At 52.3% G+C, this 24768-nt stretch carries 22 protein-coding genes; 4 read left to right on the plus strand and 18 right to left on the minus strand.

Going from position 1 to position 24768, the window contains the following annotated elements; translation table 11 throughout:
• Positions 1-16: 16 nt before the first annotated feature.
• The 6 genes from L855_RS06035 to L855_RS06060 form a co-directional block, all read right to left on the minus strand.
• On the minus strand, positions 17-1150 hold the full coding sequence (locus L855_RS06035) for a HetZ-related protein 2 (protein ID WP_159785463.1): 1134 nt from the start codon (positions 1148-1150) through the stop codon (positions 17-19).
• A gap of 59 nt (positions 1151-1209) precedes the next feature.
• Entirely contained in the window at positions 1210-1965 is a 756-nt protein-coding gene (locus L855_RS06040) for an SDR family oxidoreductase (RefSeq protein ID WP_159785466.1), read from the minus strand.
• Positions 1966-2002: 37 nt separating this feature from the next.
• A complete protein-coding gene (locus L855_RS06045) occupies positions 2003-2947 on the minus strand; it encodes an aldo/keto reductase (RefSeq protein WP_159785469.1) in 945 nt (314 codons plus the stop codon).
• A 33-nt stretch (positions 2948-2980) separates the two neighbouring features.
• Entirely contained in the window at positions 2981-3817 is an 837-nt protein-coding gene (locus L855_RS06050) for an alpha/beta hydrolase (RefSeq protein ID WP_159785472.1), read from the minus strand.
• 152 nt (positions 3818-3969) lie between these two features.
• Positions 3970-5235, minus strand: coding sequence for a glutamate-5-semialdehyde dehydrogenase (locus L855_RS06055; RefSeq protein ID WP_159785475.1), 1266 nt, complete (start codon positions 5233-5235; stop codon positions 3970-3972).
• Positions 5236-5239: 4 nt separating this feature from the next.
• Positions 5240-5647 carry a hypothetical protein gene (locus L855_RS06060; RefSeq protein ID WP_159785478.1) on the minus strand — a complete coding sequence of 136 codons (408 nt, stop codon included), beginning with the start codon at positions 5645-5647 and terminating at the stop codon, positions 5240-5242.
• 262 nt (positions 5648-5909) lie between these two features.
• Here L855_RS06060 and L855_RS06065 point away from each other — a divergent pair, with 262 nt between their 5' ends.
• On the plus strand, positions 5910-6518 hold the full coding sequence (locus tag L855_RS06065; RefSeq protein ID WP_159785481.1) for a YqiA/YcfP family alpha/beta fold hydrolase: 609 nt from the start codon (positions 5910-5912) through the stop codon (positions 6516-6518).
• Positions 6519-6637: 119 nt separating this feature from the next.
• On the opposite strand, the gene ftsY is transcribed toward L855_RS06065, so the two are convergent.
• The 5 genes from ftsY to hpsJ-B form a co-directional block, all read right to left on the minus strand.
• The gene (gene ftsY, locus L855_RS06070; protein ID WP_159785484.1) at positions 6638-8404 is read right to left on the minus strand and encodes a signal recognition particle-docking protein FtsY; all 1767 of its coding nucleotides are present in this window, start codon (positions 8402-8404) and stop codon (positions 6638-6640) included.
• A gap of 49 nt (positions 8405-8453) precedes the next feature.
• Complete coding sequence (gene nusB, locus L855_RS06075; protein WP_159785487.1) at positions 8454-9146, minus strand: transcription antitermination factor NusB; 693 nt, start codon at positions 9144-9146, stop codon at positions 8454-8456.
• A 180-nt stretch (positions 9147-9326) separates the two neighbouring features.
• Positions 9327-10079 carry a DUF502 domain-containing protein gene (locus L855_RS06080; protein ID WP_159785490.1) on the minus strand — a complete coding sequence of 251 codons (753 nt, stop codon included), beginning with the start codon at positions 10077-10079 and terminating at the stop codon, positions 9327-9329.
• A gap of 254 nt (positions 10080-10333) precedes the next feature.
• Positions 10334-11233, minus strand: a complete 900-nt coding sequence (locus L855_RS06085; RefSeq protein WP_159785493.1) for a glycosyltransferase family 2 protein — start codon at positions 11231-11233, stop codon at positions 10334-10336.
• A gap of 134 nt (positions 11234-11367) precedes the next feature.
• The gene (gene hpsJ-B / locus L855_RS06090) at positions 11368-12201 is read right to left on the minus strand and encodes a hormogonium polysaccharide biosynthesis protein HpsJ (protein ID WP_159785496.1); all 834 of its coding nucleotides are present in this window, start codon (positions 12199-12201) and stop codon (positions 11368-11370) included.
• 141 nt (positions 12202-12342) lie between these two features.
• Between hpsJ-B and cdf31 the strand changes: the two genes are divergently transcribed.
• Complete coding sequence (cdf31, locus tag L855_RS06095; protein ID WP_159785499.1) at positions 12343-13263, plus strand: CDF family zinc efflux transporter Cdf31; 921 nt, start codon at positions 12343-12345, stop codon at positions 13261-13263.
• Between the two features lie 24 nt (positions 13264-13287).
• Here the strand turns inward: cdf31 and L855_RS06100 are convergent, their stop codons facing one another.
• The 6 genes from L855_RS06100 to larC form a co-directional block, all read right to left on the minus strand.
• Entirely contained in the window at positions 13288-14127 is an 840-nt protein-coding gene (locus tag L855_RS06100) for a metal ABC transporter permease (RefSeq protein ID WP_159785502.1), read from the minus strand.
• Positions 14128-14138: 11 nt separating this feature from the next.
• Positions 14139-14891 (minus strand): metal ABC transporter ATP-binding protein, encoded by a 753-nt coding sequence (locus L855_RS06105; RefSeq protein ID WP_343039242.1) that lies wholly within the window; start codon positions 14889-14891, stop codon positions 14139-14141.
• 79 nt (positions 14892-14970) lie between these two features.
• Positions 14971-16140 carry a metal ABC transporter solute-binding protein, Zn/Mn family gene (locus L855_RS06110; protein WP_159785508.1) on the minus strand — a complete coding sequence of 390 codons (1170 nt, stop codon included), beginning with the start codon at positions 16138-16140 and terminating at the stop codon, positions 14971-14973.
• An 86-nt stretch (positions 16141-16226) separates the two neighbouring features.
• A complete protein-coding gene (locus L855_RS06115) occupies positions 16227-17306 on the minus strand; it encodes a WD40 repeat domain-containing protein (RefSeq protein ID WP_159785511.1) in 1080 nt (359 codons plus the stop codon).
• A complete protein-coding gene (locus tag L855_RS06120; protein WP_159785514.1) occupies positions 17294-18265 on the minus strand; it encodes a CobW family GTP-binding protein in 972 nt (323 codons plus the stop codon). Before L855_RS06120 ends, L855_RS06115 begins: the two co-directional genes overlap by 13 nt.
• 83 nt (positions 18266-18348) lie before the next feature.
• The gene (gene larC, locus L855_RS06125; RefSeq protein WP_159785517.1) at positions 18349-19581 is read right to left on the minus strand and encodes a nickel pincer cofactor biosynthesis protein LarC; all 1233 of its coding nucleotides are present in this window, start codon (positions 19579-19581) and stop codon (positions 18349-18351) included.
• Between the two features lie 114 nt (positions 19582-19695).
• Between larC and L855_RS06130 the strand changes: the two genes are divergently transcribed.
• Complete coding sequence (locus tag L855_RS06130; protein WP_159785520.1) at positions 19696-20358, plus strand: L-threonylcarbamoyladenylate synthase; 663 nt, start codon at positions 19696-19698, stop codon at positions 20356-20358.
• Between the two features lie 433 nt (positions 20359-20791).
• On the plus strand, positions 20792-22000 hold the full coding sequence (locus tag L855_RS06135) for a HetZ-related protein (protein ID WP_159785523.1): 1209 nt from the start codon (positions 20792-20794) through the stop codon (positions 21998-22000).
• 268 nt (positions 22001-22268) lie between these two features.
• Here the strand turns inward: L855_RS06135 and L855_RS06140 are convergent, their stop codons facing one another.
• Positions 22269-24689 (minus strand): sucrose synthase, encoded by a 2421-nt coding sequence (locus L855_RS06140; protein WP_159785526.1) that lies wholly within the window; start codon positions 24687-24689, stop codon positions 22269-22271.
• Positions 24690-24768 lie beyond the last annotated feature (79 nt).

The raw sequence follows: 24768 nt of genomic DNA on the forward strand, positions 1-24768 counted from the left end.
CAACTGTGATCGCTCATTACTCCGTGGAATTACGGATTTGCTGAGCGGCGAGGTAAAGTTTACCCCATTCACTGGTGACCTGAGTCGTTTTGATCCCGAGACTCCGGGCGATCGCCTCGACGGACTCTCCGGCTTTGCAGCGATCGAGAATCTCTTGCTGATGAGGCTCAAGGCTGTCATAGTACTGTTGCCACTCGCCGCTGGTGAGTCCGAGTTGATGGTCTTGGAGAGAGGTTTTGAGCCAATTAGCCACTAAATCCGGTGAATGTTTGAGACTAAAAACGCGGATGGCGTGATAGCCGACCTTTTCTCGTAGGCGGTAGAGCTGTTTGATGGGAACGTCTAACTGCTCGGCGATCGCCTCTTGGCTATAGCCTTGTAAATAGAGGTTCAACCATTGGGCCGCCAGAGGACTGACATGGTCCTGGAGATATTGAGCAAATTCTCGGGCCACGATATCTCGGAGGGTTTGTTGTTCTTCCCAGGCGCGATCGCTGTCATAATGCTCCAGGGTCTGAATGTCCAACAAGTTCATCGTATCGGTGGCATGATTGGGGGTGATTTCTACGGAAACCAAACGCACCAACTCCTGACTCGGAACTTGAGTGAGTCCCCCCCGTTGACTACGGCGTAGATAGTTGACAAAGCGATAGACCAATAAAGGCTGATTGCGAATCGGACGTAGACAGTATTCCTCTAAACTAGCCAGAACTAGGGCATTTTGCAGATGGCGATCGCCCCCACAGCGAGTAATCCGCCGCATTTCCCCTTGTAGATAGCGATCGCTATTGAGCATTTCCTGCAACACCTCCTGCACCACGTCCACCACCGTACGACGGCGATCGCGACTCAGTGAAACCCAGGTGCGAATCTTGTTGCGCAACAGCACCAGACTCCCCAAACGACGGATTAAATGACGATAGGCCGCCTCAGGAGATACCCCCAGATAGCGTCGACAAAGGATGTTGTAGCAAAAGTCCATGGACTGTTCTAGAACTTGCTGATGATCCCCATCTAACTCATCAAACTTCGCCCCTTGATCGGCTAAAAGCCAGCACAAAATCGCCTCCCGAGTCTCAGGAGTGCGTTGTGGATGGTCCGTCTCCAGTCGCGATCGCCATTCATGGACGACCCTGTCCCATGTCCGCATAACTGATCTCAAAAGGGGCTGGGATTCGTATTGGGAATTTTATCAAAGTTTTGGGGGACCTATCCCGCTGTCGTTCGGGCAAACAGAGCGGCAAAATCGCGAGTCACCGGGCCCTCAGGATTGGAAATCACGTCAAACGCCTTATTTCGGGCTGTGGTTTCTCGCAACGCCTGCACCACCAATTCGGCCACATCGGCTCGGGGAATGGAGGGTTTGACGCCTTCGGGAGGCTGATTCAATAGATGATCATCCTCTCCCACCAGGAGTTCGCGATCGCCCCCCGGCTCATCCAATAGCCCCCCAGCCCGGATAATGGTATAGGACAGTCCCGAGTCAATTAAATGCTGTTCCGCCTTACGTTTCCAAATCAGAATCTTGCCATTGCCAATGCTGTTAAGAAAATGGTTTTCATCGGTTCCCCCCATGGACCCCACCACAATCACCTGCTGAACCCCGGCGGCCTTGGCCACCTCAATCTGATTCACCTGGCCCTGATAGTCCACGATTTCGGGTTCTTCCCCTGGAGCAAATCCCATCTGGGGGCGTTGTCCCGGTTCCGAAGGCGGCGCCACCACCTGGGGAACGGCACTGGTGAGAATCACTAACCCCTGACAGCCTTCTATGGACTCTTTCAGGGTCTCGCGATCGCGGATATCGCCAAACACAAAGCCCTCCGTTGAGCCAAACACCTGGTCCGCCTTCTCGGGGGAGCGCGCCAAGCCCAGCGCCTCAAACTCTTGAGGTCGTTCTCGCAGTTTTTGTACCACCAAGGAGCCGGTTCGTCCGGTGGCTCCGGTCACTAAAATCCGTTTCATAATTCAGCGTTTTCTCGTCGTCACTACGGGTTGGCCCTTACAGCCAAGGGCGACTGGCTTGTTCTAAGCGAATCCAATCCTCCGAGGAGAGGTTCCAGCCTAAGGCGCCAGCATTGTCGTTCGCCTGTTGAGCGGTTTTGGCACCGGGGATGGGAATAATGCCCCCTTGGCCAATCAGCCAATTGAGGGCGACTTGAGCCGGAGTCTTTTGGTACTTCTGCCCCAGTTCTCGCAACATCCCTAACAGGGGGTCAATGCGTTGTAAGCCCTTGACACTAAATTTGGCATCCATTTTTCGTCCCCCACTAGGGCTATTCCTGGCGGTATATTTTCCCGTGAGTAAGCCTTGGGCCAGGGGGCTGTAGGCCAACAAAACCACCCCTAAATCTTTGGCCATATCGAGAATCCCTTTGGTTTCGATGGTGCGTGAGAGCAGAGAATAGCGCACTTGATTCACCGCCAGGGGCACACCTCGACTCTGGAGAATCTGCTGAGCTTGCATCATCTCATCGGCGGAGTAGTTGCTCACCCCCACCGCCTGAATCCGTCCCCGCTCCACCTCGTCAGCCAGAGCATTGAGGAGGGTTTCTTGGGACATGAAGCAGGTGAAGGGCCAATGCACCTGGTAGAGGGGAATAGAATCGAGTTGTAAGCGCTCTAAACTGGCGCTGACGGCATCATAGACAGAGGATTTGAACAGACGCCAGGGGAGGGGACCGTATTTGGTGGCAATGTGAACTGGGGCCTCGCAGCTTTGATGGAATTTGCCGAGGAGTCGTTCTGATTCTCCTTGTCCATAGACTTCGGCGGTGTCGAATAGGGTAATTCCCGAGTTGATGGCGGCTTCAAATGCCTCTCGGACTTGTTTTTCACCATAGTCACTGCCGTATTGCCAGAAAAAGCGATCGCCCCAAGACCAGGCACCGATTCCGAGGGGGCGTACTTGTAGACCGCGATCGCCGAGGTTTAACATATCTTCCATGAGTCAAAAATCTGATAAAAATTTGGTATAGGTTTAGCGTTGTTCTTTGCGGATAACTTGCTCGAACTCTTCTAACATTTGTGGGTAGCGATCGCCGGCAACCATTAACAGGTCGTTATGTCCAGCCCCTTCAACCCAGAAGGCTTTTTTGGGGTCATTAGCCGCTTCATAGAGGGTTTCTCCATGCCAAAGGGGAATCAGGCGATCGTCGATTCCATGGATAAATAACACCGGGCTATAGACATTAGGGATTTTACTAAGATTATTGAATTTATCAAAGGGAAATAGCTGTCTCCGGGTCACAACTCGGAACGCAGACAGGAATCCACTCTCAACGGTTAAGGCGGCGATCGCTTCTCGGGAGGCTAAATCCACTGACGGGCCGCTTCCGACGGAGCGTCCATAGATCCAAATATGGCTCGGGGAGATATTTAGGGTTTCCGTGAGATAGCGGTAGGCGGCATTGATATCTCGATAGCTGTTATATTCCGACGGACTGCCCTGGCTGGTTCCATATCCCTGGTAGTCATAGGCAAAAACCCCAAATCCGAGGCTTTGCAAGTCCGCTAGGCGGGGCAGAATCATCCCTAAATCCTCAGCGTTGCCATGACTGTAGAGGATGGTGTAGTCCGCCTCCTCGTTGGGCAAATGGACGGCTGAAATCTCGGTATTCTCATCGATAGGCAGTTTGATGATGGCTTCGCTGTCACTGTAGCTGGCAGGAGGGGGGACAAAAATCGACCGCTCACTCCCGAAGTAAGCATAGAGACAGATACAAAAGTAGATAAACAGAACAGAAGCAATCATGCGTTTGAGGGAAAATTCACCGATGAGATAGTGTCGTAGTCGTGAGCGACGAGCGGATGCCATGGTTTCAGCCTCCAGAAACCTGCGTTGACTGTTGCCGGTTGATTGTAGCGCGAACTCTCCGGAAATTGTAGCTACCACCCTTGGCTAGACTGCCATGCAACCAGTTCATTCATCCTCATTCCACCGTCTGATACCCCCTGGTTTTAAGGGAATCACTCATGGCCTTGAATAACGTGTTTAATCCGGGTTAAGGCCTCAAGGTTGATGAACCCCCGATAATAACCACTACGGTTTGACATCCCTAAATAGACGGTATGGTTGGGTTTAGGAAGTCGTGAAAATCGGGGCGAGATATTGATATAGACGGAGGCACTTTTAACCCCGAGGGAGAACTGGCAACTTTCGTGATAGGACTCGGTCACTAAACAATCGGCATGGCCACTACTATATTGATTAATCCAAAGCATTCCGTCCTGGAGGCTTTCAACTTTTTTGAAGGCAATGGTTTTGGTGAGGTAGGCCTGTCGCCACTCGTCAGGTTGGGCCAGTTCTAAATCGGGAAATTCCTCAACGAGGGCTTCATCGCCGCGAATCTCAAAGCCCTTATCCCGTAATCCGTTCCAAAGACTGAGGAGGGATGAGGGTTTTTGTTCAGGGTGAATCAGGACTTTTTCAATTGCATTGACAGGATCGGGGTCGCTTTGATGACTATCGTTAATGATGGAGCGAACCAGGTCGAGACTACCACTGGGGGACCAGTAGAGATAGCAGTTGCCGATGGCAGACCGCAGGACGGGAACGGTGGCCTTTTCAATAATCGGTTGTACGAGGCTCTCGCGACCATGGGGGATAATCAGGCTGAGATGGCGGTCTTGGCTGACCAGTTCTCGTACTGAAGTTCCGGTATCTGACGGTAGCAGTTCGAGGCAATGGTCTGGAAGCTGACTCTCGGCTAACGCCTCCTGTAAGACGTTGGCGATGGCGATGTTGGAGTGACTGGCTTCTGTGCTGCCCTTGAGAACGAGGCTATTGCCAGTTTTGAGGCACATTCCGGCGGCGATCGCCCCTAGTTCTGGGAAGGCTTCGTAAATCAGGGCGATCGCCCCTAGGGGCATTAACTGACAGTAGGTTTGAGCCTGTTCTACTTGAAAGGGAGCGTTAATGACCCGCCGGATGGGGTCAGGGAGGTCACTGAGACAATGGAGAATGTTGACGGCCCCCTGAACGCGCTCAGGGGTGAGTTTCAGCCACTCTAGAAGCAGATCAGGAACCGCCATATCTCGACTGGCTTCTAAATCCAGGGTATTGGCTTCTAGGATGTCACTGCTGCAATCGCTCAGGGCCTCCGCCATCAGCCGCAACGCCTGCGATCGCTCGCTACTGAGAGTTTGTGCTAACTCCAGCGATGCTTGATGGGCGCGACGGACTGCCGCTAAAGGATTATCGCTCGTCTCAATCTCAAAGGAGTCGTTCGCCATGACGCTAACGTCGGTATGCCAACCAAACTAATACTGCGGGCAACATTGCTAAGAGTACCACTAAAATAATCCAGGGGATGGTACTTGCCCCAACGGATAGTCGTAGGGCGATGGGAAGCCAGACGATAGCCAAGACTAATACTACGCCAACAGCTAGGGGGAAGTAAATCTCTTTCATCCCTGACCGGGCGCGTTTCCAGTGGCTTCCCGTCCACCGCCATACCTGTTTGTAGGGATAGTGGGTCGAAAGTTGCTCGATGGAGGTTCCGTTGTCATCCACGACAAAGATCTGCTGACAGCGATCGCAGCCCAAGGCCTCAGTCAGGGTGATGGGTTTCAAGTGACCGGGACGGCGACAGGGACAGGGATACTCCCGGTCCAGTTCAATTTTCTCGCCTTTGGGGGGATACACCAATTTAAAAACCCTCAAACAGTCTTTTGTACAGGGTTGGGGCTGAGTGGGGTCGAACGGTAAACCCAGCACCTCGGGTTTGGCAGAACTGACGCGGGACGAGGACGTCGCAACTTAACCCCGTTGTAGCCCGATTCTAACAAAATTATCCCGGTGAAGTTAGGCGTTAGGCTTGAGCTTCATGTCTATAGGCAATAGGCAATAGGCAATAGGTGGGAAAGACTTCCCCACTCAGAGTCCTAAATTAATCTTAGACTGCTATATGCTTCAATGGTTTTATCTCCATGGCTTGGCCTCAAGTCCCAAGTCTCGTAAAGCGCAACTACTCGGCGATCGTCTCTGGGAACAGGGACAAGTCCTGTATCGACTGGATCTCAACGATGGTGGCTTTTCTCAGCTTACTGTCAGCCGCCAAATTCGCCAGGTCTCAGCCCGGATTGCCCAGGAGGACAAGGTCGCCCTCATTGGTTCTAGTTTGGGAGGCTTAACGGCGGCCTGGGTGGCTCAGGAGAGCCTGACGGTGGAATGGGTCGTCTTACTCGCCCCCGCCTTCGGGTTTCCCGATTGTTGGCTGACGGCGGCTGAGTTGCAGCATTGGCAAGAGTCGGGTCATCGGGCCATTTACCATTATGGCGAGGGGCGATCGCTCCCGCTGCATTATCACTTCGTCGAAGACGCACGAACCTGGCCAGCACAACGCTTCACCCGTCCCGTCCCCACCACCATCATCCACGGACGCCAGGATGAGATCATCCCCATCCAGTCCAGCCGCGACTACGCCCAAACTCGCCCCTGGGTCAACTTAATCGAGGTTGACAGCGATCACGCCCTCAGCCACCTCGATGGCAAGGTGTGGCAGCAAGTTTTTTAAGAGGCAAGAGGCAAGAGGGGGGAGAAGGCAAGAGGCAAGAGGGGGGAGAACCACAGAGTCATAGAGGACACGGAGCAAGCTTCCCCTACTGCCTACTGCCTACTGCCTCCTTCTCCCCCTCAACCATTCAACAACGCCTCAACAAACTCATAACTGGAGAAGGGGCGCAAATCTTCAATTCCTTCTCCGGCGCCGATAAAGCGGATGGGTAAGCCTAACTGTTTCACCACCGCCAGAGCTACGCCGCCCTTAGCACTTCCATCGAGTTTTGTCAAGACCACGCCACTGAGTTGTGCCGCTTCCGCGAAGACTTCTGCCTGACGTAGGCCATTTTGTCCCAGGGTGGCATCCAGGACTAAGAGAGACTCAATGTGAGCATTGGGAGCTTTTTTGTCGATGATGCGGCGGATTTTGCTCAACTCTTCCATCAAGTTTTTCTTATTCTGTAACCGGCCCGCTGTATCCACTAGGAGCAATTCTGTATTGCGGGCCGTGGCAGCGGCGATCGCATCAAACACCACCGCCGCTGGGTCAGTATTTTTGCCTGGATTGGCGATGACATCCGTATTACTACGTTGTCCCCAAATTTTCACCTGTTCCACGGCAGCGGCTCGGAAGGTATCGGCCGCCGCAATCAGACAGCGATAATCGGATTTTTGCGCCAGATGGGCCAGTTTGCCGATGGTGGTGGTCTTACCGGCTCCATTGACCCCGGTCATCAGCCAAATATTGAACTGATCTTTCTCAGGGATGAAGTCAGGTTTGTAGCCCTCCTCGTAAGGCTTGTCGAGCAAGTCCCGTAGGATTTGTTTGAGATAGGCGATCGCCTCTTCGGGAGGAAGGGTCTCATCTCGCAGTTTCTGTTGTAGGGTTTCGATGACAAAGTCGGTGGCTTCAATCCCTACATCGGCTTGCAGCAGTAAGGCTTCAATTTCAAAGACGGCATCTTTGTTTAGGGGCCCCTGACCGACAATGGATTTTAACTGGTTGATGAGTCCGAGACGGGTTTTGCCGAGTCCCTGACGCAGTTTTTTTAGCCAGGTAATCTCCTCGATGGAGATATCCTCGGGTTTACGTCCCTGAGCTGCCAAAACTTCAGCAGACCACACGAAATTTTCGTCAAAGCTAATGGCTGGCTCCGGTTCGGGTTCTGGCTCCGGTTCTGGCTCAACGGGAGTTTCAATGGCTTCGGCTTTTAACCGCTCTAGTCGTTCTTGACGCTCTTGACTAGCTTTCATCCAAGCCGGAACTGCCTCGGTTTGCGGTTCAGGTTCTGGCTCAGGCTCAGGTTCGGGTTCAACAGGAGTTTCCGCTACGGGTTCTGGCTCCGGTTCTGGCTCCGGTTCTGGTTCCGGCTCAGGTTCGGGTTCAACAGGAGTTTCCGCTACGGGTTCTGGCTCTGGCTCAGGTTCAGGTTCTGGCTCCGGTTCCGGCTCTGGCTCAGGTTCAGGCTCAACAGGAGTTTCCGCTACGGGTTCAGGTTCGGGTTCCGGCTCAGGCTCAGGTTCAGGTTCAACAGGAGTTTCCGCTACGGGTTCAGGTTCGGGTTCCGGCTCAGGCTCAGGTTCAGGTTCAACAGGAGTTTCCGCTACGGGTTCGGGTTCAGGTTCCGGCTCCGGCTCAGGTTCAGGTTCGGGTTCTGGCTCAGGTGCATCCGTTGTTATGGTTGTCCCTTGTTGCTGTTGGATATTTTGATACGCGGCTTTCGCCCAAGCCAGATAGTCGTCTTGGGGAGAGGACTCTGATGAGCTGTCCGACTCAGTGGCGTCTTCCTCCGCCGTCTCAGTCTCCTCAACCGTGGTTGCGTCCTGATTAGCAGAGGTTTGGTCCTCTTCTTCTTGACTCCCGCTGCGATCGAATTTACGACGGAACCAGTTAAAAACCATAATGCGCGTGTTGAAACTAGACGAGTTGAAGATCGTTGAAGATATTAGATTATAAACCGGAGGGATTATCTGAGGCGATCGCATCCGATGCCCTTTGCGTTAGGGAGTCCTCAGGGCGATCGCGTAGTTCCACAACCCGACGTAACACCCCATTGACAAAGCGATGGGCTTTTTCACTACTGTAGCGTTTAGTCAGTTCCACGGCTTCGTTAATGGCGATTTGCTCGGGGGTTCCCACATAGCAAAGTTCGGCGGTGGCTAACCGCAAAATGTTCTGTTCAACATGGGGGAGACGTTCGAGTTGCCAATCAACGATGGTGCGATCGAGGAACTGATCAATCTCTTGGCGATGTTGGGTCACCTGCAACAACAGTTCTAGGGTGTACTCTTGCACCTCAGCCTGATTCGCTAACTGGACAAACTCCGGCAGTTCGATCGCCATCCCCAAACGATCAATGGCATGACGGGTTAACTCCATAGCTTCCGTCAAACTGGCTTTAGAGCTTTGGATGTCGGTGTTTTTGATGTCACTGTCGCGTAATTCCTGCTCCATGAGGCGATCGTAGCCCCGTTTGAGTTCAGCGGCAGCGGTTTCTAGGGATTCATGAACCTCCAGGGTCATGGCACGAACGGCCGCCACGATAAAATCACTAAGTTGCTGTTGACTCAGTTTGCTAGAGCGTTTGGGAAGTTGGCTGAGGCTTAGTAAAGCCAATTCACGGGAGATGCTACGAGCTTGCATGATCAGTTAGGACTAGGGAACGGGGGGGAGGAAGAAGGCAGTAGGGGAAGAAAGGCAGTAGGCAGTAGGGGAAGCAAAGATAGTAGGCAATAGGCAAGTTCTCCCCTCCTGGGAGGGGTTAGGGGTAGGTTATCCCTGTTCCCTGTTCCCTTCTTCTTCTCCCTCAAAGGCTGTGACGGCTTATCCTTCGACTGTTTCCGCATTCTCTTCAACCACGGGAATCGAGGGGTCTAACTCCGACTTGTTTTTGCGACGGGAGAGTAGTTGTTCTAGGGTGGGCCGTTGGGATTCAGCCAATTGTTCGGGAGGGGCAGGGGAAACAATACCACCCGAAATTAGGATTTTGAAGGCATCCTCAATCGACAAGTTAACGTTGATGGCCTCCCGTTCGGGAATAATAGCGTACCATCCTGAGGTCGGGTTTGGCGTAGTGGGGATGAAGACACTCAGCATTACCTCGCTCATGTGGGCCTTAATCTGACTACTGATATTCCCGGTGACGAAACCCAGAGTCCAGACCCCTTTGCGGGGATATTCAATTAAAACGACGCGGCGAAATCGACTATTTGAGTCTTGTAGAAGTGTCTGTAAGAGTTGCTTTAAGGTTTTGTAAACGGAACCGGCCAAGGGAATCGCTTGAACCAAATTTTCACCAAAATCTAGTAGCCAGCGCCCGACAATGTTCCGCGCCATCAAACCGATTAAGAGAATCCCTAATAAGGGAACTGTTAACCCCACCAGTAGGTTTAACAGATTGACTAAAATTGGGTTGAGGCCGTCAAAGGGGTTGATCTGCTTGGGGATACTAGTCAAAAAGTCAATCGTCCAGTTGGCAATAACCAAAGAAATCCAAATGGTTGTGGCCAACGGAATGATGACGAGCAATCCCGCAATTAAATCGTTTTTTAAATCTTGCCGTAAACGTTGCAGCACGGATACCTTACTCTCATCCAAAAGAGCGATAACTGAATTGACCGATCTGATCCTTTCAAAGGGCGTAAACCCTAATTGGGGTAACGGCCACCTTTAGGGGTGATGTTCTTATCTTAGGAGATGTGAAGAATTGTTGCAAAGGGGGGTCAGAAACGGCTACCTGTATCGCGATGATCGCGATTAAACCTTGGGGATCAAGAATCTCCCTGTCTCAAGGGTAACATCCATCCGATCACCGCTAGGGGGGCGATCGCTCAAAAGGGGGTTTTTAGGGCTGAGGGTTCTTCGTTGGAGGTGTGAGACTGAGGCGAGTGAGTCTCGTTGGGGGGCGGGGGAACATAGCCTTGTCGTTTCAACTCCCGGACTTTCAGCAAAATTAGATACTCATAGAACGATTGCAAGGTACACCAGGCAAAGCCGGCCTGTCCATCGAGGAAGCCTCGCAGAACGATATACATATAAACAAAGCGAATCAGAGGACGAAACGGAAGTCGTAGGGATACGTCCTTCAAGGCACGTCGCCGTTGCACTTCCGTGGCGCCAAACAACAGGTTACGCCATTGAATGCGTCCATAGGAGAGCTGACGTAGGGTTTCCTTGGCTTCATCGGTTGAATAGCGATTATGCTTTTCAATCCAACGGTTTAACCCTTTGCCACAAGTGTAGTGGGGATAGGTTTCTTGTAAAAACGAGGTAGGGCCGTCACAAACTTCTCGTTCGGTATGGCCGTAATCATCAAACCACACCTTATCTTTACGGAACAGCCGCAGTTGATAACGGGGATATTGGGTACTGCGGCGAATCCAACAGTCCATAAACATGACCCGTTCGGCCACATAGTAGCCGATGAACTCCTGCTGTTGCGTCGCCGCCAAACATTCGGCAAACAGTTCGGGGGTCATCCGCTCATCCGCTTCGAGGATATAGACCCATTCATATTTAGTTGGGATGGACTGTAACATCCAAGTCCGCTGTTTACCGTGACTTTCAAAGGCGTGTTGCTCAACACGAACCCCATAACCTTGGGCAATGTCTACTGTGCGATCGCCACTCAATGAATCAACCACAATAATATCGTCTGACTCTTGAGCTGACTCAATGCACTCGGCGATATCAATTTCTTCGTTGTAGGTCAGGATGTAGATGGAAAACATAGACTCGGGGACAAAAAATCATAGATGGTCAAGGACACCGAAACGGTGTTCCAGACTGAGGAGCGGTGATCGCTCCCAGAGTGAACACCGTCTTGGGGCCTAGCAGATCCACCCCAACATGCAATTCAGGAAATCTAGTTAGCAGATGGGGCTTGGCGAGCGGCCCGACGAGGACGCATCATGCCTTTGAGTCCCGTCCAGCCAATTAAGATGTAACCGATGGCCAGTAACAAACTGCTGGTGCCAATTCGGAAGGCTGATTTCCAGGCAGCAAGGCGTGTTTGCTGTTCGAGTTCTAACTGCCGCTCACGAATTTGTCCACCGAGCTGTTCGGGAAGCTGTGAGGCCTGCTCATCTAAAAAGCGATCGATCTCCTCAGGATTTTCTTGAGAGGCTTCCAATAAAGCCCGTAATTGTTGTGGAGTTTGCTCACTTTCTAGGAGTTGATTGACCTGATCGGGATTCTCCAACAGTCCTCTGAGTTGAGTTTCGAGTTGGGTCCGTTGTTGAGTGACTTGTTGCTGGAACTCCTCACTCCCGAGCTGGATATTCAACTCGGTTTCCGCTTGACGTGCTTGTTGTTGGATATCTTGCAAGCGAGTACTACTTTGCATCCGCACGTCGTTAAAGTGAATCGCCGTTACCAGAAGGAAGACAACCCCGAGGAAGCTTGAGAGAATCAAGCCCCAAAAGCGCAAGTCTTGCCATTTTTTACGGGGTAAGGCTGTCGCCGCACCAGCGGTATCCATCCAGTACCCGGCAAAGGTTAAGGCAATCCCAATCATCGGGATAACGCCGCGATCAACAACCGTTGAGGCAAACTGAAGTCGCCAGGGCAAGTCTAAGGGTTGATAGGGTGCTGGAATAATTAGGATGTCGAGGAAGGACGATAGAATCAACAAGATACCCACGACTTTGAGGCTTCGTGCAGCCAGAGATGAGGGTTTACGGGGATTTGAAGTTTTCATGCTATGGGTTGGTCTTAAAGCGCTTCTTTTCTAAGTTAGCCGATTCAACTGAGTTTGCGTAGAATTCGTGATGTATCCTAGTTTAAGCACAGCGATGAGTTACGTTTCATGAACTTTTCTTGATTTTGGAGCTAAAAGACCATGGTTGTTGATCATCGCCCGCAGGTGCAGCGTGTCTTGATCGTTACATTAGGTCTCAATGTGTTTGTCGTTGTGATCAAGGCGGGTTTGGGCTGGTGGACGGGATCTCTGAGTTTGGTGGCCGATGCTCTGCACAGTACAACGGACGGGGCCAGTAACATTCTCGGTTTGGTGACAAGCCGGTTATCCTCCCCGGAACCCGATCGCGAGCACCCCTATGGCCATCAGAAGTTTGAAGCCATTGGGGCCCTGGGAATTGCGGCGTTTTTGGGGGCGGCGTTTTTTGAGATTGTTAAGGGGGTCTTTGAGCGTCTGTTCGCTGAGGAGAATCCAGTAACGATGTCCCCTCTAGTGCTAGTGCTGATGCTCGTGGTGTTAGGGGTAAATATCCTTGTTACCTATTATGAGCGACGGGTGGGCCTGAAACTCGGCAGCAAGATCCTGATTGCCGATGCACACCATACCATGAGTGATGTCTGGATTACGATTACGGTCATGCTGGGGCTGCTTGGGGTTTGGCTGGGCTATCCCCAGTTAGATATCATCTTAGCAATTCCGGTGGCGGGGTTGGTGTTTCACAGCGGCTGGCAGGTGTTGCGGGAGAATTTACCCTGGTTGATTGATGAGATGGCGATCACCCCAGAAGCCATCCATCGTATTGTCATGGCTGTTCCTGGGGTCATCAACTGTCATGATATTGCCTCGCGGGGCTTAAATGGCCGCCAGGTGTTTATGGAGATGCACGTGGTAGTAGATGCCAAAGACTTAGCGACGGCCCATAACATTACGGAGGAGATTGAGGCACGCCTAGAGAAGCGGTTTGCCCCGGTTCGCCTAACGATTCACATGGAACCCCCCAATTATCAGTCGGAACACATTACCTATGGCCCTGAACCTCACGAGAGTTCGCCAGAAAGCTGATGGTTTTCATCCACGAAGAAACCCCTAGGAGAAAACTCGTCGGGCCAGAGGAACGGAGGTAGCGATAAAAAATAAGCTCAGTTGCGTGACTACAATACTCGGCCCTGAGGGCAAATCCCAAAAGGCAGAGATGAGCATTCCTCCCACGGCACTGAAGGCACCAACAATCGTCGATATGACAATATAGCGGGTGAAATTTCCCGTGATGAGTTGTGCAGTACAGGCGGGGATAACCACGAAGGCACTAATGAGCAACACCCCGATCGCCTTAATGGAAATGCCCACCACCAAAGCCAATAAGGTTGTAAATAACATCCGATGTCTGGAGACGGAAATCCCTCGCGCCATGGCTAATTCTTCATGGAGAGTCACAAGCATTTGAGTTCGTAGGGTCAAACCCACAAACAAAATACAGGCAATTAGGAGTATGGCGCTAAAGACTAAATCTCCTGGGCGAATCCCTAAAATATCGCCAAATAAGAGATTATTTAAGCCCCCTTTATACTGTCCAATAAAGCTTAGCAAAATAATAGCAATTGCCAGGGAAGCTGAATAGACAATGTTTAATAGAGCATCTGTCCAGAGCTTTGTTTTTTCCAGAAGGTAGGAGACCCCTAACGCAAAAACAACAGCAAAGGGGAGCAAGACAACTGTAGGATTCAGACCCAATAAAACCCCAAAGCTAATTCCCAAGAGAGCGGAATGTCCCAGGGTATCACTAAAAAAGGATAATTGTCGCAGGACGGCAAAACTCCCTAAAAGTCCCCCCGTCATGCCCGTTAAAACCCCACCGATGAGGGCCCGCTGCATGAAAGGAAGTTGAAATAAATCGCTGACACGAGCGAGTTCAACCGTCAAAGACATAGGAATTAAACTTAATAGTGAGAATGATGATATGGGGTGCGATCGTTGCCATAGGCCGCTACGAGATTTTCTGGGGACAGTGCCACTTCAGGAACCCCCTCACAGCGTAAGGTTCGATTGAGACAGAGGACGCGATCGCAATGTCGGCGTACCATTTCCAAGTCATGGGAAATTTGCAAAATCGCCCAACCTTGTTCTTGTTTTAACTGATAGAGTAGTTGATAAAACTCTGACTCACTTTGGATATCTAACCCTGCCGGAGCTTCGTCTAAAATCAAGAGACTGCGGGGACGCACTAAACAGTAAGCCAGTAGCACTCGCTTCATTTCTCCACCGGAGAGGCTACTGATGGATTGCGATCGCAAATGAGCCGCATCGACTCGCGCTAAGGCCTGACGGACCTGGTGAAATCGCTGTCGCCCCCCTAACCAAGGAAGTCTAATTCCCGGCGCATCCCAGCCTAACCCCACTAACTCCTCGACGGTGATGGGAATCCGACGATCAAAAAGGAAATTCTGGGGCAGATAGGCAATTTGTTCCCGGACAACGGAGGGAAGATGGCCCCGACGGCTTAAGGGTTGCCCTAAGATGAAAACATCCCCAGCTTTGCGGGGCAAAATCCCTAACAGAGCTTGAACCAGGGTACTTTTTCCCGCGCCGTTAGGACCGACGATGGCGGTGTCAGTCCCCGTCTCCAGGGAAAACGAGACATCCCGTACCGCCAAATAGGTTTCACGATACACCGTTAGGTTATTAACGGTCATGACAAGGTCACTCAACTTTTCCCTCCGTTGTTGTTAGTTGTCCTAGGCCAGGACTTCCCCCTGTGACGAGGGGGTTGTGTTAATGACTCGCTGCCGCAAGTTCTGGTACTTCACGATACCACCAAGATTGGGCAGAACCCCCAAAGGCGTCTCGCAAATTGGCCAGATTCTCACGCATCATCGTCAGATAGGCTTCGGGTTGCAAATCCTCAGGACTGGTTGCGATTTCCATGGGGCTGAAAATGCTGACGTTGATACCTAAATCCCCGGCTAGGGCGGCAAAGGTGTCCTCTCCTGCCTGGGGTTCAGCCAGAAGCGTCTTCAGATTGGTTTGAGCCACTTGTTCGGAAATTCGCTGCACATCGCCCGGAGAGGGATTCGCGTGGGGGACATCCACTAGGAAATCCGTTTCTAAATTGTAGCTCTCAGCAAAGTAGGGGGCAAAGTCATGGAAGACCACAAAGGTTTCTCCCGCATAGGGGGCTAAGGCCTCGCTGATTTCAGCATCGAGATCCCGCAATTGCTCAATGAAGGCGGCGGCATTGGCGGTGTAGTCCGGTTCTCCCTCGGGGTCAGCGGAAATCAAGCCATCACGGATGTTTTCCACCTGTTGGATCGCTCGTTTGGGATCGAGCCAGATGTGAGGATTGTATTCCCCATGGTCGTGGTGATGATGTCCATCGCCATGATCATGACCGTGGTCGTGGTCATGGTCATCATGGCTATGACCGTGGTCGTGGTCGTGGTCATCATGGCTATGACCGTGGTCGTGGTCATCATGGCCATGATGGTGATGATGACCCCCAGTTTCCTCATTGGAGAGAACGGCTACCCCTTCACTGGTGTCAATAATCCGCAGATCCGGGTTTTCGGCGTTGGCGATGAGGCTGTCGAGAAAGAACTCCATTTCTAAACCGTTTTTGACCAGTACATCGGCTTGGCCCAAGGCCTGCACTTCTGCGGGCCGAGCTTGATAGTCGTGAGGATCGACGCCAATTGGCAACAGTTGCACGACTTCAGCCCGATCGCCCACCACGGCTTTCGTGAACTGAGTCATGGGCATAAAGGTGGTCATGACCCGCAGTTCCTCGGTCTCGGCGTCGCCTAAGGCGGCCTGGGTGGGGTCTTCGGGTTCGGCAGCACAACTCCCTAACCCTACGAGGGTCACAGAGGCGGCGATCGCACAGAGAGGACGGGCAGCCCGGCGGGATAGCCCCAGAAGCTGTTGTAAGGGATGGAAACTATACATGGTTAGGTCTGTTGAAATGCGAGGACAGTAGAAATGATAATCATTATTATTGCAAACTTAACCGCAAAGCGACGCCAACAGATTGATTAATTCCGAAAAATATCGTTTAAAAATCCCCTCTTGCCGCGGCCCTGTTTCCAGATGAGCCAGTCCCCCGCTTCTCCCAAAGCGGCCAAAGCCGTGCCACTGGGGTTCCAGGCTAAAGCCGAAAACCCGGCCGCAGCTCCATCGAGGAGTTGCACCACTTCCTCGGCATTCTGCCAAAGACAAACCGAGCCATCTTCCGAGGCGGAGGCTAACAGTTGAGTTTGAGGCTGAAAGGCGATCGCACTAACGCGAGCATTATGCAATTCCAACAGTTGCGGATTCCAACCCGCATCATCTTGCTGCTGTTTGTGCCAGACAACAATGCCCTCACGACTGCTAGAGGCCAACAGGGGGGCTTCCCCCAACCAAAACTCAGACCAGGCTAACTGACGCACCTTGGCGGGAAAGCCTTGCATTCGCCAAGGATAGGGATTTCCCTGGGCCCAAACCACTAACGTGCGATCCATATTGCCTGAGGCCAGGTATTCGCCATTGTTTGACCAAGCCAGACAGATACTGGCCGCTGGAATCTCATAGAGTTGAGGGTCGTCATCCCAATCCTGGCAATTCCAGACTTTAATGCCCTGATGACCCCCCGCCGCTAACTGAGTTCCCTCGGGATGCCAGGCCAAATCCAACACCGAGGAGGATTCAAACATCAGGGTTGTCACCACTTCGGCCGCCTCAGCATCCCAGACTTGCACATAGGAGCCTAACCCCATGGCTAATTCATTGCGCTGGGGATGCCAAGCCAGATGCTCTAACCAGGTGCGGGAGTTGTCTAGGCGGCTAATTAGCTCTGGAGACTCCCCCAACCGCCAAATTAGTAGAGTTCCCGCTTGTCCTCCAGCGGCCAGAAACTGACCATCGTGGGAAATGGCCAACACATCAATCGATTGACCATCGGCCTCCTGGAGTACCTGCTGAGGACCTCCATCGAGGGGAATCAGCACAATCTCTCCAGCAGCGGAGGCGATCGCCAGCTCATTGCCCTCAGGAGTCCAAGCCAGGGCGGTTCCATATTCCTGCAACTGACCCCGACGCTCTTGTTCTAGGGGAGGTTGGTTTAGACGAGACATGAGCGAAACGCCTCTGCGAGCTGCATAGCATCGAGATCCCGCCCAATAAAGACCAGTTCATTTTTGCGCTCTTCCTCAGGCTTCCAGGGGCGATCGGGGGAACCATCAAAGAGCATATGCACCCCCTGAAACACGAATCGCTCCTCTTCCCCATCCAGATTCAAAATGCCCTTCATGCGGAAGATGTTGGGGCCTTGGGTTTGCAACAACTCACTCAGCCAAGCATTCAGTTTCTCCCCATCAATCGCCCCGGCTTCAACGAGGGCGATTGAGCCTACCGTCTCGTCATGCTCATGGGCATCTTCTTCGAGAAACTTAGGATCAACCTCTAGGGCCCGGTTGAGATCAAAGGCATTCACCCCGAGAATTTGCTGCATCTCAATGGCAGCATTTTGAGTGCGGTAGACCTTGGCCATGATGTTCATCGAGCGGATGCGGGCCTCTAGGTCTTCTAACTCGGCTTCACTGACGAGATCCGTCTTGTTGAGGAGGATGACATCAGCAAAGGCGATTTGTTCTTGGGCCTCGTCTGCATCCCAATGATCATGGATATGTTTGGCATCCACCACCGTCACCACCGCATCGAGGTTCAGTTGTTCTTGCATCTCGTCATCGACGAAGAAGGTTTGAATCACGGGGGCTGGGTCAGCCAAGCCAGTGGTTTCAATCACCAGATGGTCAAATTTATCGCGTCGCCGCATCAAATTGCCGATAATACGAATCAGGTCACCCCTGACGGTGCAGCAGATACAGCCGTTGTTCATCTCGAAAATTTCTTCGTCGGCATCAATCACCAACTGGTTATCAATCCCGACTTCACCAAACTCATTGACGATGACAGCGACTTTCTTGCCATGTTCATAGGTAAGGATGCGGTTGAGGAGTGTCGTTTTGCCGGCTCCCAGATACCCAGTCAGCACGGTCACGGGAACGGTGTTTAGCATGGGGGTATTGACCATAAATCCTAACGCTGCGGCGGTTAGTGACTATGGTAGATGATAATTGTTTTCATTGTCGAGATTCAGGGTGGGGATTCACGGGGTTAAGAGTGATGGCTGTGCCAAGCTTGTAGGGCCTGTTGTTGCACCTGAGACCAGGGACGCTGCTGTTTTCGGGCGATCGCCGCCACATCCTCATATTCCGGCTGGACATTGAGAATTGCACCCGTTGCATCGGTGGCAATTTTGAGGCGAACGGTTTGGCCCTCCAAGTCTACGGTTTCAAAATGACGCTGGAGCAGCGATCGCGGTTGCAGGGTTTGGCGAATCCCCAGGGTCGTAGTTTCCTCGAAGATCACCGCCTCACAGGTGCGTTGTTGATCCGGGGGACAAATCACCGTCAGGAGAACCCCGGGGCGGGATTTCTTCATCTGGACTGCCTGGGTGAACACATCCAACGCCCCCACCTCAAACAGGCGATCGCAGGTATAGCCAATCACCTGGGGGGTGGTGTCATCTAACTGAGTCTCCAACACACAGACGCGATCGCTGCCCCAGAGAGACTCCTCCGTTTCCCCCAACCAGAGGCGTAAAAGATTGGGAATGGGCAACTCCTGAGTTCCCGCGCCCAACCCCGTTCGTTGCAGCCGCATCGCCGGAACCTGGCCAAACGACTCCGCCAGAGTCACCATCAAGGCTGCCCCAGTGGGGGTCACTAACTCCCGCGCAATGCCATTGTCATAGAGCATCACCCCCCGCGTCTCCAACAAATTCAACACCGCCGGAACCGGAACCGGAAGTCGTCCATGGGCTGCCTTCACCGTCCCACCGCCGCTGGGGAGGGCCGAACAGAGAATTCGGTCAACCCCCAGCCAATCTAAGCCAACACAAGTACCTACAATATCGACAATGGCATCCACTGCCCCCACCTCATGAAAATGCACGTGATCGGGGCTAATGCCGTGAACAGAGCCTTCCGCATCCGCTAAACGTCGAAACACCTTCAAACTCCAGTCCGTAGCACGCTGGCTCAAATTCGCGCCCTGAATCATGGTTTCAATCTCCGGCAGGTGACGAGTGCCGTGATGGTGATGATGATGGCCGTCAGCGGTGGGGGAGTCGTCCGGTGTGGCGGATAACTCCACATGGAGTTTTAGACCATCTTGGCCTTGGCGTTGGACTCGTTCAGTGCGCAGGCGAAATGCCCCCCCCAAGCCCAAACCGGCCAGTTGCTGTTCCAGATACTCCAAGGGAACCCCAGCATCGAGTAGGGCCCCCAAACACATATCGCCAGCGATACCCGTCGGACAATCAAAATAGGCAATGCGACTGCTCATTTTCGGCTCTGTTGCCCCCAAACCCTGTAGTGATCCCAAATCCAATGCGATTATAGGTTGGCGGGGCTGTTCTATGCACCCAGCATTTGATTTAGAAGGTTTTAGCTCACCATTATGGCAACCATTTACGAAGTTCATCCGGACACCCCCCAACCTCGGCGAATAGAAGAAATTAGGGATGCCCTAGCTCAAGGGGCCGTGATGTTGTACCCCACCGATACGGTCTACGCCATCGGCTGCGATATTAACGTCAAGTCCGCCGTTCAACGGGTTCGTCAAATTAAACAACTCTCCAATGAAAAACCGTTAACCTTTCTCTGTCCCTCCCTCTCCAACATTGCCAGTTATGCCCAAGTGTCTGATCCGGCCTACCGAATTATGAAGCGTCTTATCCCTGGACCCTTCACCTTTCTCTTACCGGCCACCAAGCAAGTGCCCAAACTGGTGATGTCCCCCAAACGTAAAACCACGGGGATTCGGGTTCCCGATCGCCCCGTCTGTCTTGCCCTCCTGGACGCCTTGCAAGTTCCCATTGCCTCAACCTCGGCCTATCTGTTGGATAAAGACAGTAGTACACCGATTCCCACCTTAGAGGTAGGACAAACCCTGGACAAAGCCGAATTGTTCGATCGCTGGGAGAAATTAGTCGACCTGATTATCGACGACGGCAGCGAACCGGGGTATGAGATGTCCACCATTTTGGATTTAACTGATGCGAATTATCCCGAAATTGTCCGCCGAGGCTTGAATTGGGAAACAGCCGCCGCCTGGATTTAATCGTCCTGGGTCACAGGTGATGATTGTGATGACCTCTTCAACGGACTGAGTCCAGGAAGAGGGATGTCCCGTTGAGTTGACTGTGCCAATTGTCACAGTGATCTCAGGGGGTGCGATCGCTCTGGTAACTGTCCCACGGTCGTCTCAGGCGGGACACAGGGCGATCGCTAACCTCAACGGTATAGCTTGTCTAGGTTCGGGGAATTTGTTCGGCATCCCGAACAAACGCGAAAACCCAGGCAGTTAGGCAACTGGTTACGGCGCGATCGCAAGGTTGAAAGAGTGGCATGAACGAGGACTCAGTTGGCTCAAAGCCTCTCTACAGTTGAAGTGTGGACAGCAAAGAAGCTAACAGGACTTCCACCCGGAAGCACCAAGTCGTTTCACCCATCTGTTCATGGCCCACCCAGTGCGCTACCTGCAACCTACCATCATGACTATTAAACTTCAAACCTCCTTCCATCGTGACATCGACCAAGCCCAACCCCAATCTATATCATCGGGTCCCAGCCCCACTCCGGACGCTGCTGATCCCCTAACGGAAAACTTAAACCAACGCCTAGGCGAAGCCATCGAGACCCGTTCTCGGAGTGCCAAAGCTGTGGCGGAGAGGATTGCGCGGGAAGTTGAGCGAATTTGTGAAAAGAGCGATCGCATCCAACGTTCGGGAGAAGTGAAAAAATGGCAACTCAACCTGGCCCAACATCGTATTCAAAAAATAGCCGGTTACTACGAACTCGGGTCCAAACGGGGACGGAGTGAACTCCATAGTAACCTCAGTGTGATTGTCTATCGTCATATTGCCCCGACTCGGGCGCGGCTTGGCTTCCAAGGACGCTACAGCCTGATTGAGGACTTCCTGCAAGGCTTTTATATCGAAGTCTTACGGGCCTTCCGCCGAGAACATGATGTGCTCCCGAACTACACCCCCCGCACTCGCGTTGAACTGGCGGAATATATGGCCTTCACCGAACAATATGCCAAACGGCGTATTTCCCTCCCAGGGCGCAACTCCCAACAGTTGATTGTTCTGAGAGCGCAAGGGTTCGCCAAAGGACAGCCCCCCGAAACCTCCATCGATATGGAGTTGGCCGTCGAATCAGGCAAAAGTGAAGAAGACGAAAGCGTCAGCCGGTCTGCCGCCGCCCGTCAAGTCCGGGAACAGATGGTGTCTGATACCATCGACCCCGCTGAGTCCGTGATGCGCGATCGCGTCATCAAAGCCCTCGTCAAGTATCTCAAAGAGCAGGGACAACCCGAGTGCATCGACTACCTAATCCTGAAACTCCAAGACATCCCCGCCCATGAAATTGATGAAATTCTTGGCTTAACGGCTCGCCAACGGGATTATCTACAACAACGGTTTAAATACCATGTTGAGAAGTTCTCCCGCGCTGGCAACTGGAAGCTGGTTCATCAATGGCTCGGTGCTGACCTTGATCGCAATCTGGGGATGTCCCCCGGACAATGGCAAGCCTTCCTCAAGGCCCTCACCCCCCAACAAGTTAAATTGATTGCCTTGAAACAACAAGGTCGCAGCAATAGTGAAATTTCTAGCATCCTCAACTGCACCCCTAAACAAGCTGAAAAACGCTGGACGAAACTCTTGGATTTGGCTTGGCAACATCGGAATGGGGAATGAGAAGGGAACAGGGAACAGGGAACAGGGAACAGGGGAGAAGCAGGCAGTAGGCAATAGGGGGGAGAAGGCAATAGGCAATAGGCAACAGGCAATAGGCAACAGGCAAGAGCAAGATGTAGGGGCGTACCCTTGTGGTCGCCCTCTTCGTAAGGGCTTGTGGTCGCCCGCTTCCGAGAACTCAACCCCATTCCTGATTCCTCTTAGGAGGGGACAGACAATCAAAAACACAAACCGACTGGGGGCAAGTTGCCCCCAGTTTGCTATGGGGCTATCGGGCCATGTGTTCGGCTAACATGGCTTGGGCCCGGGGCTTGTAGATGAGGTAGAACAGGGATTCGAGATAGCGCAACATATCTTCGCGGTTTTCCTGAGAAGAATAGTTCCAGAATCCATAGGTTTTTGCCATTGACAAAAGACGAGATGTGTGTATCTGCCAAGTGTAGGTGGTATAGACCCGGTCCATGCCTTTGTGGGAAATCTCCAACCAATAATCGGGGTTTTGCTGGCATTTCGTGGCAAAGTCCACTAACTTTTGAGCCATTTCCTCCAAATTGGTCGGATTGATGTAGAAGCCATTGATTTTGTCCTGAATAATCTCCAGGGGTCCCCCAAATTGCGTGCCGAAGGTGGGGAGTCCGGAAATCATCGCTTCGAGAATCGTTAAACCAAAGGCTTCAAACAGGGCCGGCTGCACAAACACCCCACGGCGATCGGCAATGACGCGATAGACTTCTCCCGAATCCACTTTCGGCAAACGAACCCCCAGCCAGCGGAACTTGCCATGGAGCTTGTAGCGCTCAATGGCTTCATAGAGTTTGCGCATTTCGGCAATCTCTTCGGCATCGTCTGACTCCTCTTCTCGGAGTTTTCCGGCAATGAAAATGAGGTTGTAATGCTCTTGTAACTCCGGGTTTTGTCCAAAACACTCCACTAACCCTGAGAGGTTTTTGATGCGATCGAGACGGGCCATGGAAAACAGCGGCCGTTTGTTGGGATCATCCAATGTACCGTAAACGTGATTAGGGTCTTCATCGGTAAACAAGAGCTGATCTAGCCGTTCCATATCGCCGGGGACGCGCTCCTCTTGGCGGAGATAGGGGAAGAACACCGCCTCATTGACCCCAGGGGCAACCACATTAAACTTAGGACTAAACAGGTTAATCCCGGACACCACATGATAGAGATCCGGCATCGAGAAGCAATGATAAGACTCATATTGCCCCACGCTATCCGGCTTGCCCACAATCTCTTGATAGGTGCTACTGATGATGCAGTTGGCCGCATTCATGGCGATGAGGTCAGCGGTAAACTGAATCGAGAAGTGATATTGCTTCTCTAAATCCTGCCAGTAGAGGTTACTAAAGAGATATTTCGACTTCTCTAAGGCGTGAGCTACATTGAACTGGGTTACCTTGAGACGACGGGAGAGGAGAAACGCCACGATATTGCCGTCGGAGTAGTTGCCCACAATCAAATCCGGGGTACCCTTAAACTCCGCCAGCAGTTCTTTCTCAGCATCGAGGGTGAAGGTTTCCAGATAGGGCCAAATTTCAAAGCGAGAAATCCAGTTTTGAGTGACCTTGGGGTTGAACTCCCGGAAGGGAACCCGGAGAATCCAAGCATCATCGGTTCCCCAAATTTTTTCTAGCCGCTCATTACAGCGGGTTCCTTCGGCGTTGGGAATCAGGCGACTGAGGACAATCACCTTAGGATGAACCCCCAAGACATCCAATCCCGCCTCATGGAGTTCCGCTTGTAGTTGTTTTTCCAGACTGCGGGCCTGATCGAGGACATACACCACCTGGCCGCCAGTGTCTGGACGACCGAGAACCCCCTCCTGTCCGAACCAACCATGCACCGACACCAAGACGATGCGGAAAATCATGGGGATGCGAGAGACGAAGGTTTCTAAGACCTGGTCATTGGGGGAGTCGATGAGTTCATCGAGGATGTTGAGGGTATCCCGGACGCGGCCGGCGGTATTTCCCCAGCCGGGTTCAAAGCCTAAGTCTTGTAGGTCAAAGCGGAAACTGTCGTAGGGGTCTTGTTGAGGACGCCGACTGGTAAAGCTGATGGCTTGTTTAACTCGGTCAGAGAGTTGTTGCCAGGTTTTGATGCGGGGGTTAATCAGCAGTTTGAGACCGTTGTAGGAATGGAGGCTGAGGAATTGAAATAGGGTTTGTTGCCATTCCCGAGGGTCTTGGAAAAGTTTGCTAGAGAGATAGCGATTGAGAAATTCGACCCCTTTGCCGATATTTTTGGGGTCGCGGATGCTGGGGGAGTAGTCATAGAAGGGTTCAAAGTCAATCTCGAAGACATCACCATCTTGGGGACGGTAATGGCCGACAAAGCGATCGCGGGTGTCGAGAAGATCTTGAACGGTGATGGCATCATAGCTGAGGTCTTCGTGGATGCGGTAGACCTCTTGATCGGCAATTTTGGGGCGGATGATGGCACAAATACTCTCCCCATCGACGATGAGTTCCTGGGTGTAGTAAATCAGTTGGGCCAGAGGTGAGTGGTGTTGGAACTCCTGAGATTTCTGATGCTGTTTACAGTAGTCGCTAAAGGCCCGTTCGATGTCGTTACGGAGTAGGTAGCGTTGCTCTTTGAGGCGGAGTTCACCGAAAAACTGGCGCAGATCCAGTTTGTTGTTGCTGTTGAGAACGGATTGAAGGAGTTGGGACATGGTGTGTCTGCCAAAAATTAAGAGAGGTTGAGGAGAGGCGTGAAGACATCTGGGATCCCCGTTGTGGGGTGTCTTCACC

The sequence above is a fragment of the Sodalinema gerasimenkoae IPPAS B-353 genome (assembly GCF_009846485.1).
Classification (GTDB): Bacteria; Cyanobacteriota; Cyanobacteriia; order Cyanobacteriales; family Geitlerinemataceae; genus Sodalinema; species Sodalinema gerasimenkoae.

Bases quoted from the DNA above. Each gene is read 5' to 3' on its own strand.
- L855_RS06035 (WP_159785463.1), bottom strand. From the start codon at position 1,150: ATGCGGACATGGGACAGGGTCGTCCATGAATGGCGATCGCGACTGGAG.
- L855_RS06040 (WP_159785466.1), bottom strand. From the start codon at position 1,965: ATGAAACGGATTTTAGTGACCGGAGCCACCGGACGAACCGGCTCCTTG.
- L855_RS06045 (WP_159785469.1), bottom strand. From the start codon at position 2,947: ATGGAAGATATGTTAAACCTCGGCGATCGCGGTCTACAAGTACGCCCC.
- L855_RS06050 (WP_159785472.1), bottom strand. From the start codon at position 3,817: ATGGCATCCGCTCGTCGCTCACGACTACGACACTATCTCATCGGTGAA.
- L855_RS06055 (WP_159785475.1), bottom strand. From the start codon at position 5,235: ATGGCGAACGACTCCTTTGAGATTGAGACGAGCGATAATCCTTTAGCG.
- L855_RS06065 (WP_159785481.1), top strand. From the start codon at position 5,910: ATGCTTCAATGGTTTTATCTCCATGGCTTGGCCTCAAGTCCCAAGTCT.
- ftsY (WP_159785484.1), bottom strand. From the start codon at position 8,404: ATGGTTTTTAACTGGTTCCGTCGTAAATTCGATCGCAGCGGGAGTCAA.
- nusB (WP_159785487.1), bottom strand. From the start codon at position 9,146: ATGCAAGCTCGTAGCATCTCCCGTGAATTGGCTTTACTAAGCCTCAGC.
- L855_RS06085 (WP_159785493.1), bottom strand. From the start codon at position 11,233: ATGTTTTCCATCTACATCCTGACCTACAACGAAGAAATTGATATCGCC.
- hpsJ-B (WP_159785496.1), bottom strand. From the start codon at position 12,201: ATGAAAACTTCAAATCCCCGTAAACCCTCATCTCTGGCTGCACGAAGC.
- cdf31 (WP_159785499.1), top strand. From the start codon at position 12,343: ATGGTTGTTGATCATCGCCCGCAGGTGCAGCGTGTCTTGATCGTTACA.
- L855_RS06100 (WP_159785502.1), bottom strand. From the start codon at position 14,127: ATGTCTTTGACGGTTGAACTCGCTCGTGTCAGCGATTTATTTCAACTT.
- L855_RS06105 (WP_343039242.1), bottom strand. From the start codon at position 14,891: ATGACCGTTAATAACCTAACGGTGTATCGTGAAACCTATTTGGCGGTA.
- L855_RS06110 (WP_159785508.1), bottom strand. From the start codon at position 16,140: ATGTATAGTTTCCATCCCTTACAACAGCTTCTGGGGCTATCCCGCCGG.
- L855_RS06115 (WP_159785511.1), bottom strand. From the start codon at position 17,306: ATGTCTCGTCTAAACCAACCTCCCCTAGAACAAGAGCGTCGGGGTCAG.
- L855_RS06120 (WP_159785514.1), bottom strand. From the start codon at position 18,265: ATGGTCAATACCCCCATGCTAAACACCGTTCCCGTGACCGTGCTGACT.
- larC (WP_159785517.1), bottom strand. From the start codon at position 19,581: ATGAGCAGTCGCATTGCCTATTTTGATTGTCCGACGGGTATCGCTGGC.
- L855_RS06130 (WP_159785520.1), top strand. From the start codon at position 19,696: ATGGCAACCATTTACGAAGTTCATCCGGACACCCCCCAACCTCGGCGA.
- L855_RS06135 (WP_159785523.1), top strand. From the start codon at position 20,792: ATGACTATTAAACTTCAAACCTCCTTCCATCGTGACATCGACCAAGCC.
- L855_RS06140 (WP_159785526.1), bottom strand. From the start codon at position 24,689: ATGTCCCAACTCCTTCAATCCGTTCTCAACAGCAACAACAAACTGGAT.